The sequence below is a fragment of the Mesorhizobium sp. M7A.F.Ca.US.006.04.2.1 genome (assembly GCF_004022915.1).
In the GTDB taxonomy this organism is placed as follows: domain Bacteria; phylum Pseudomonadota; class Alphaproteobacteria; order Rhizobiales; family Rhizobiaceae; genus Mesorhizobium; species Mesorhizobium ciceri.
In genome coordinates, this window is record NZ_RZQA01000279.1 from 1 (window position 1) to 7,058 (window position 7,058).

The following is a 7,058-nucleotide window of genomic DNA, read 5'->3' on the forward strand; positions in this document are numbered from 1 at the left end:
GCCTTCAGCCGTGAAACAAAATGCGGAAAATCGACGATGCCTTGTCCGGCGGTGGCAAAGCGGCCGTCACCAGAGCGATCCTTGGCGTGCGCCATGGCGATATGGCCGGCAGCCTCGTCGATCGCGGCGGCGACGATGGCGCGCGCTTCGTGTTGCGTCGCGTGCTCGAACAGGTTCGCCGGATCGAGCACGATCTTCAGATGCTTCGATCCCATTTCGGCGATCAGCCTGGTCGCGTCCCTGGCCGAGGTAACGATGTTGGCCTGCTCGGGCTCGATGCCGAGATCGACGCCGGCGTCTTCGGCAAGCGCCAGCGCTTTCTCCATCTCGGCGGCCATGTCGGACCAGGCGGCCGGCGTGCTATTGTCGGGATGATACGCCCATTGATCGGCGGCATTGCGCGAGCCGGTGCAGAGCGTGACCAGCGGAATACCGAGGGCCGCCGCCGTCTCGATGACGACGGCAAGACGGCGAAGACCATCGTCGCGCACAGCCTTGTCGGGATGCGCCATGTTGTAGGTGCCCGACAGCGCGGCCAGCGAAACGCCTGACGATCGCACTGCGGCACGGACGGAAGCGATGGCATCCGCCGGCACGACATCCGGCATCGACGGCAGGCCGGCGCAGGCGAGATTGAACTGCGTCGTCTCATAGCCAGCCTGCTTAACCGCCGTCAGCACGGCAGCCGGCTCTGTGCCGGCAAATGTCTTGGCGAAAATGCCGAGACGCATCAGACCGCTCCCGAAACCGAGGCGAGTTCGACCCGTTCACCTGTCTCGACCGAACGCGCGATGGCGACCATGGCGCGGATCGAGGCGATACCGTCCTCGACATTGGCGCCGCGCATCGGCGTGCCGGTGAGCACGGTGTCGGCAAGACCTTCGAGCTGGCGGCGGAAGAAATGGCCGTCGGCGCCGAGCGGCTTGTGGGCGGTGGCGGTCTTCTCGTAAAAGATCTCGACCTCGCTGGCGCGGAAGTACCAGGGGTTGAAGGTTTTCGCGATGACGGAGCCGTTCTCGCCATAGAGCTGAAAACCTTCGTGCCAGTCCATGCGCACGGCAACCGTCAGGTCGAGATGGCCGAGCGCGCCGCTGGCGAATTCGGTCTCGACGAACCAGCAATAGGCGCCGAAGCGTTCGTTGAGGCGGGCGCGCACGGCAACGATTTCGCCGCACAGGAAACGCGCCGTATCGACGAGATGCGAGCCGTGCGCCAGCATGAAATATTGCCTGAGATCAGCCTTGGGATTGCCGGTCGGCTTCTTCGCCAGCTTGCTGGTGACCGGCAGCGGCTGAATGGCATCGGTGTTGGTGTAGCGATGGGTGGAATCGCAGTACCAGGCCTTCAGCGCCAGCACCTCGCCGATCTCGTCGCGCACGAAGTCGCGCGCCGCCTCCAGCGCCGGGTCGAAGCGCTTCATATGCCCGACCTGCAGCACCTTGCCCGAGCGCCTGACCGCCTGGGCCAGCGCCTCGCCTTCCTCCACCGAGGTGCCGATCGGCTTTTCGCACAGGACATGCTTTCCCGCATCGAGCGCCTTGATCGACATCGGCACGTGATAGGCGTCCGACGTGGCGACGATCACCGCTTCCAGTTCGGGATCGGCGAGCATGGCGTCGTAGTCGGCATACATCTTTTGCGGCTCGTAGGTGGCGCCCATGCGGGCGAGCAGATCGGGTGCCGCGTCGCAGATGGCGTAGAGGTCGGCATTCCCAGCCTTCACGCAGGATTGCAGATGCGCGAACTGCGCGATGGGGCCGCAGCCGAGCACACCGACCCTGAGGCGTCTGTCCTGTTTCTTGATCATCGTCTCGTTCTTCAGGCGCCCAAGCTGCGCATTGTCTGGCGGTTGGTTTTTACCGCGCCGGCGGGATCCGCGGCGGCCGTTTCGGATTCCTCCTCCAGCACCAGCCAGCCATTGAAGCGCGGTGCGGTGTTGGCGATCTCGATCACCGCCGGCGTGTCGCAGACGCCCTTGCCGAGCATGGCCCAGGTGCCGTTGGCATCGACGTCCTTGAGGTGGATGTAGCGGATGCGGTCGCGGTAGGTGCGCAGCGTATCGGACATGTCGTTGTGGCCGCGCAGTATATGGCCGGTATCCGGTACCCAGCCGACCAGGTCGGGGTCGAGCAAGGCAAAGATCGCATCGTAATCGGCGCGGTCGAACAGCAGCGTGTTGTGGTGCGAGCTGGGATGCACCGCAACCTGGACCCCGGCCTTGCGTCCGATCTCGCCGGCGTTGTTGTAGACATCGGCCGCGATGGCGAACTTATCCTCACGCGGCCCGTCGGACACCACCGTCGCCGAGCCCATCGAGACCAGCGCGCCCGGGAACGCAGCCGCGAAGCCGATCCAGCGTTTGGCGGTCTCGAGATCGTCGCCGATCTTCTCCTTCAGCGTAAAGCCACTGTTCGAGCCAAAGGCGAAAGAAACCAGCGTCAGCCCCGACGTCTTCAGCGCGGCGGCGAACTCCTCCGGCTTGTCGCCATAATGTCCGATCATGGTGTCGGTGATCTCGATGCCGGCATAGCCACCGTCAGAGATCGCCCTCAGCAGATCGTCGGGGCCGCCGGTGAACCGGTCTCCCAGCATTTCCCAGGTGAAGGTCTGGCAGCCGACTTTGAGGTCTTTCACGTTCATCCTTTCAATCCTTGATACCGCTTATTGATTGATGCCACCCTGCGTCGCCGTGGGATGAACATCCTACTTGACCGAGCCCGCGGTCATGCCGGCGAGGAAGTACCTCTGGGCAACGAGGTAGATGAGCAAGAGCGGTAGCGAGCCGAGCACGCTCATCGCCATCATCTGGTTCCATTCGAAGGCATGCTGCCCCATCAACAGCTGGATGCCGATCGGGACCGTGCGCATGGACGTCGACTTCGTCAGCGTCAGCGCAAAGAGAAATTCGTTCCAGCACAACAGGAAGGTGTAGACCGACGTCGCCACGATACCAGGCAGTGAAATCGGGACAATCACCCGCCAAAGCGCGGTCCAGCTGCTGCCGCCGTCGACAGCCACGGCTTCATCGAGATCGCGGGGCAAGGTGTTCAGATATCCCGTCATCAGCAGGATCGCGTAGGGCAGCGTAAACACCAGGTAGGTCAGGATCAGCGCGACGTAGGTATCGAAGATACCGTATGAGACGACAAGCCCGAAGAAGGGGATCAAAAGTGTGATCGGCGGAATCGTCTGCGTGCTGATGATGATTGTGTTCAGGCTGCCCTTGCCGCGGAAATTGAAGCGGCTGAACCCGTAGGCCGCCAGCAAGGCGATCAGCACCGTCAGCACGGTCACCGCTCCCGCCACGAAATAGCTGTTGAAGAAGAAGCGCAGCTTTACCGGGTCGCCAAGGATGGCTGCATACGCTTCCAGCGTGAACGCCTTTGGCAGGATGGTTGGTGGCAGGGCAAAGATTTCGGTATTCGATTTGAACGAGCTGCTCAGCATCCAGTAGATCGGGAATGCCGCGAAAAAGAGCCCTGCTGCAAGCGCTACATGGAGCGCCACGGTGATCAGCCTGTCTTTCGGCGTGTGCCTTTTCCTCATGGTGATTACCGAGCCTTTTGATAGCGAATATAGAACAGCGTCAGGCCGAGAGAGATCAGCAGGATGACCACGGCGCTGGCCGAAGCCTGCGACAGGTTGTAGCTCGAAAATGCCAGCTTGTACGTGTAGGTGCTGAGGACCTCGGTCGAGTAGATCGGGCCACCGCCCGTCGTTATCCAGATTAGCGGGAAGACCTGCATGGTCCAGATGAAGTCGAGCAGCGAGATGCTGATGATGATCGGCATCAGCTGCGGAATGGTGATGAAGATCAGCTTCTGGTAGGCTTTCGCCCCGTCGATATCGGCGGCCTCGTAGAAATCCTTGGGAATGCCCTGCAAACCCGCGAGCAAACTGACCATGAAGAGCGGGTAGCCCGCCCAGATATTGGCAAAAGTGACTGCATGCAGCGCGGTCTCAGGCGAGGAAAACCATTCGACCTTGGAACCTATGATGCCGATTTGCATGAGAATACTGTTCACGACACCGTTCGGCTCAAGCAGGAGGCGCCAGATCACGGCGATGATCACCGCGGTGAACAGCCAGGGCAGTATGTAGAGCACGCGCAGAATATTGCGCAGCGTCGGATTGATGCGGTCGCTGTTCAGCATGAGCGCGAAGACCATGCCGATGGTCATGTGGAAAATGACACTCATGCATGTGAAGTAGAGCGTGTGCCACAGCGAAGCCCAGAACACGGGGTCGTCGAAGATCGCCTGGTAGTGCTTCAGTCCGGCAAAGGATGGGTCACGACGCAGCACCGCGCTGTTCTGGAACGAGTAGGCAATCACCGTCACCATCGGCAGCAGCATCAGGAGCCCGATTATGAGCAGCGAGGGCGACAGATAGAGGTAGGGTGCGACCGCTCGTTTGAGCTTGTGGTGGGAGCGCTTTTGCCGGGTCATGTGCCAACCTTGGGATACGCCTTCAAGGGAAGGTAAGCTTTCAAAAACAAGTCCACTCAGAATGCCGATCCGTTGTTGCCGGGTGGCCTGCCCGAAGTCAGGTCACCCGGTCGAAGACAGCAAACGGGAACAGGCCGATCAGAATTTCGCCATCCAGCCCTTCTGAGCGGCGGCGGCTGCTTGTTCCGGAGACTGCTCGCCGGCGAGCATCTTCTGGGCTTGCACGTCGAACTGGGTCATCAGGTCTTCAGCCACCGGCAGGCCCGTGAACTCATTGGCGAGATGACCGGTCTTGAAGATTTCAAAAGCCTTGCCGAAAGCCTTGTCCGAGGTCACGAAATCGGGCTTGGCGTTGACGTTGCCCGGGAACGCGTTTGCAAGCGACACGAGCTTGGCGTTGACCTTTTCACTCATCAGATACTGGACGAGTTTCCAGGCCTCTTCCTGATGTTTCGAAGCCGCAGAGATGCCGATGCCCCAGGAGGCATAGGGAAGGCCGCGCTTGCCGGTATAGTTTTCCACGACAGGGACCGGGATGAGGTCGAAGTTCAGCTTGGGATTGCGCTTGCGGATGAGGTTCACATGCGCGAGCGAGTCGATCATCATCCCGACGCGGTTGTTGACGAACTCCTCGACCTTTTCCTGCTCGGTCTTGGTGGCGATGCCGGGCGAGATGGTGCCGGCGTCATTGAGTGATTTGACGAAAGTGAGCATATCCACCACCGGTTTGCCCTCAAGGTCCGGCTTGCCGCTCGCCATCATCGACTGGCCCGAAGCCCAAACCCACGACATCATGTCGTTCTGGACGCCGGATGGCGTTTGCAGCGACAGGGGCAGCACCCAGCCATACTGGTTCTGGTCGGCGTGCGTCATCTTCTTGGCGGCTTCGAGAAACTCCGCACGGGTCGACGGCAGCTTGGTCACGCCCGCCTTGGCGGCGAGGTCCAAATTCACGAAGACCGGATAGACGAACGAAGCCACGGGAAACATCACGGCCTTGCCGTCCACCTTGATGATATCCGCGACCTGGCTCTTGTCGAAACCGCTCGCATCCATCATCGGATTCATGTCGGCGAGTGCACCCTGCGCATTCAGATTGTTCACCCAGGCGCCGTCGAGACCGACGACGTCGCTGAGCGTTCCGGTTGCAGCACCAACCGAGATCTGGTCTCGCGTGGTGGCGTAGGGGCCGCTGACCAGCGTCACCTTGATTCCGGGGTTTGCCGCCTCGAACTCGTCCATAATTGACCTGAGCGAGCCAGCCGGCAATTCGGGCTCCCACCATTGGGTGAATTCCAGCGTCGTATCCGCCATGGCGCCGGTTGCGCCAAGCAACCATGCGGCCGCGGCCATTTTCAGCATCGCGGATTTAATACGAAACGTCATTTTCTCCTCCTTCTTTATATTCGCCCGCACAATGCGGCCGATCGTCTGATTATTCAGAAGTCTTCTTACGCAGGCGCCTCACCCTCGCCCGCGGGTCTCATCGCTGATATTCAGATTGCCAGATGCGTCTCGGGGTCGAAGAAATGGAGCTTGGCATCATCCAGGGCCAAGCTGATTTCCGAGCCGGAGCGGACTGTGCTGACCGGTTCGAATTTCGCCACCGCATTCGACGCCAGGCCGAAATCCTGCACCGCGTCAGGGTCGCCGGAGTCCACCCGGACCGCATCGATGTTGAGATGGACGATTTGTTCGGATCCGAGTTCTTCGATCGAGGTCACCTTTGCCGGAATCGTCTGATACTTGCGGCCCGATTCGAGACTGCTGTCATAGAGATCCTCCGGTCGTATCCCGAACACGACCTTGCGCCCCGCATACGACCTCAAGCCCGGCCTGCGCACGAAGGCTGCATCCTGCAGCCGGATGGCCAAGGCGCCGGACATCAGTTCGTCGCCCGTCAGGGTTGCCTCGAAAAGATTCATCGAAGGAGACCCGATGAAGCCGGCAACGAAAGCGTTCACCGGCGATTCATAGAGTCTCTTGGGTGCGTCGACCTGCTGCAGCACGCCGCCTTTCAACACCGCGACCCTGTCGCCCATCGTCATGGCTTCGGTTTGGTCGTGGGTCACATATATGGTCGTTACGCCGAGCTGCTTTTGCAGACTGGTGATTTCGGCGCGCATTTGAACACGCAGTTTCGCGTCCAGATTGGAAAGGGGTTCGTCCATGAGAAAGGCTGCCGGCTCGCGCACCATGGCGCGGCCCATGGCAACCCTTTGACGCTGTCCGCCTGAAAGGTTCGCGGGTTTGCTGTCCAGCAGAGACGTCAGTTGAAGGGTTTTGGCGATCTCGTCCACGCGCTTTTTGCGCTCGGCCTTCGGCTTGCCTGCCAGCCGCATCGAAAAGCCGATGTTTTCGAACACAGTCATATGCGGATAGAGGGCGTAGCTCTGGAAGACCATCGCGATGTCGCGATCCTTGGGCGGCATGTCGACGACGTCGACCCCGCCGATCCGGAGGCTGCCGCTGGTGACGTCCTCCAATCCCGCGATCATCCGCAACGCGGTGGATTTGCCACAGCCGGACGGCCCGACGAGAATCAAGAACTCGCCGTCCTTGACCGACAGGTTCAATTGGTCGATTGCGTGAAAATTGTTCCAGTATGTC

Annotated in this window: 7 protein-coding genes; all 7 read right to left on the reverse strand. The window is 60.7% G+C overall.

The features are described from left to right. Window positions 1–731: sugar phosphate isomerase/epimerase (locus EN925_RS16505; protein ID WP_164894236.1), on the reverse strand; the 731-nt coding region annotated here is incomplete at its 3' end. Beyond that, complete coding sequence (locus EN925_RS16510) at window positions 731–1,807, reverse strand: Gfo/Idh/MocA family oxidoreductase (RefSeq protein ID WP_127369156.1); 1,077 nt, start codon at window positions 1,805–1,807, stop codon at window positions 731–733. The genes EN925_RS16510 and EN925_RS16505, both read right to left, overlap by 1 nt. 11 nt (window positions 1,808–1,818) lie before the next feature. Then, window positions 1,819–2,640 (reverse strand): sugar phosphate isomerase/epimerase, encoded by an 822-nt coding sequence (locus EN925_RS16515; protein WP_127369155.1) that lies wholly within the window; start codon window positions 2,638–2,640, stop codon window positions 1,819–1,821. 63 nt (window positions 2,641–2,703) lie between these two features. Then, a complete protein-coding gene (locus EN925_RS16520) occupies window positions 2,704–3,546 on the reverse strand; it encodes a carbohydrate ABC transporter permease (protein WP_013532946.1) in 843 nt (280 codons plus the stop codon). A 5-nt stretch (window positions 3,547–3,551) separates the two neighbouring features. Next, on the reverse strand, window positions 3,552–4,448 hold the full coding sequence (locus EN925_RS16525) for a sugar ABC transporter permease (protein WP_023764771.1): 897 nt from the start codon (window positions 4,446–4,448) through the stop codon (window positions 3,552–3,554). Window positions 4,449–4,586: 138 nt separating this feature from the next. Further along, the gene (locus EN925_RS16530; protein WP_127369154.1) at window positions 4,587–5,834 is read right to left on the reverse strand and encodes a sugar ABC transporter substrate-binding protein; all 1,248 of its coding nucleotides are present in this window, start codon (window positions 5,832–5,834) and stop codon (window positions 4,587–4,589) included. A gap of 110 nt (window positions 5,835–5,944) precedes the next feature. Next, window positions 5,945–7,058: ABC transporter ATP-binding protein (locus EN925_RS16535; RefSeq protein ID WP_164894237.1), on the reverse strand; the 1,114-nt coding region annotated here is incomplete at its 5' end.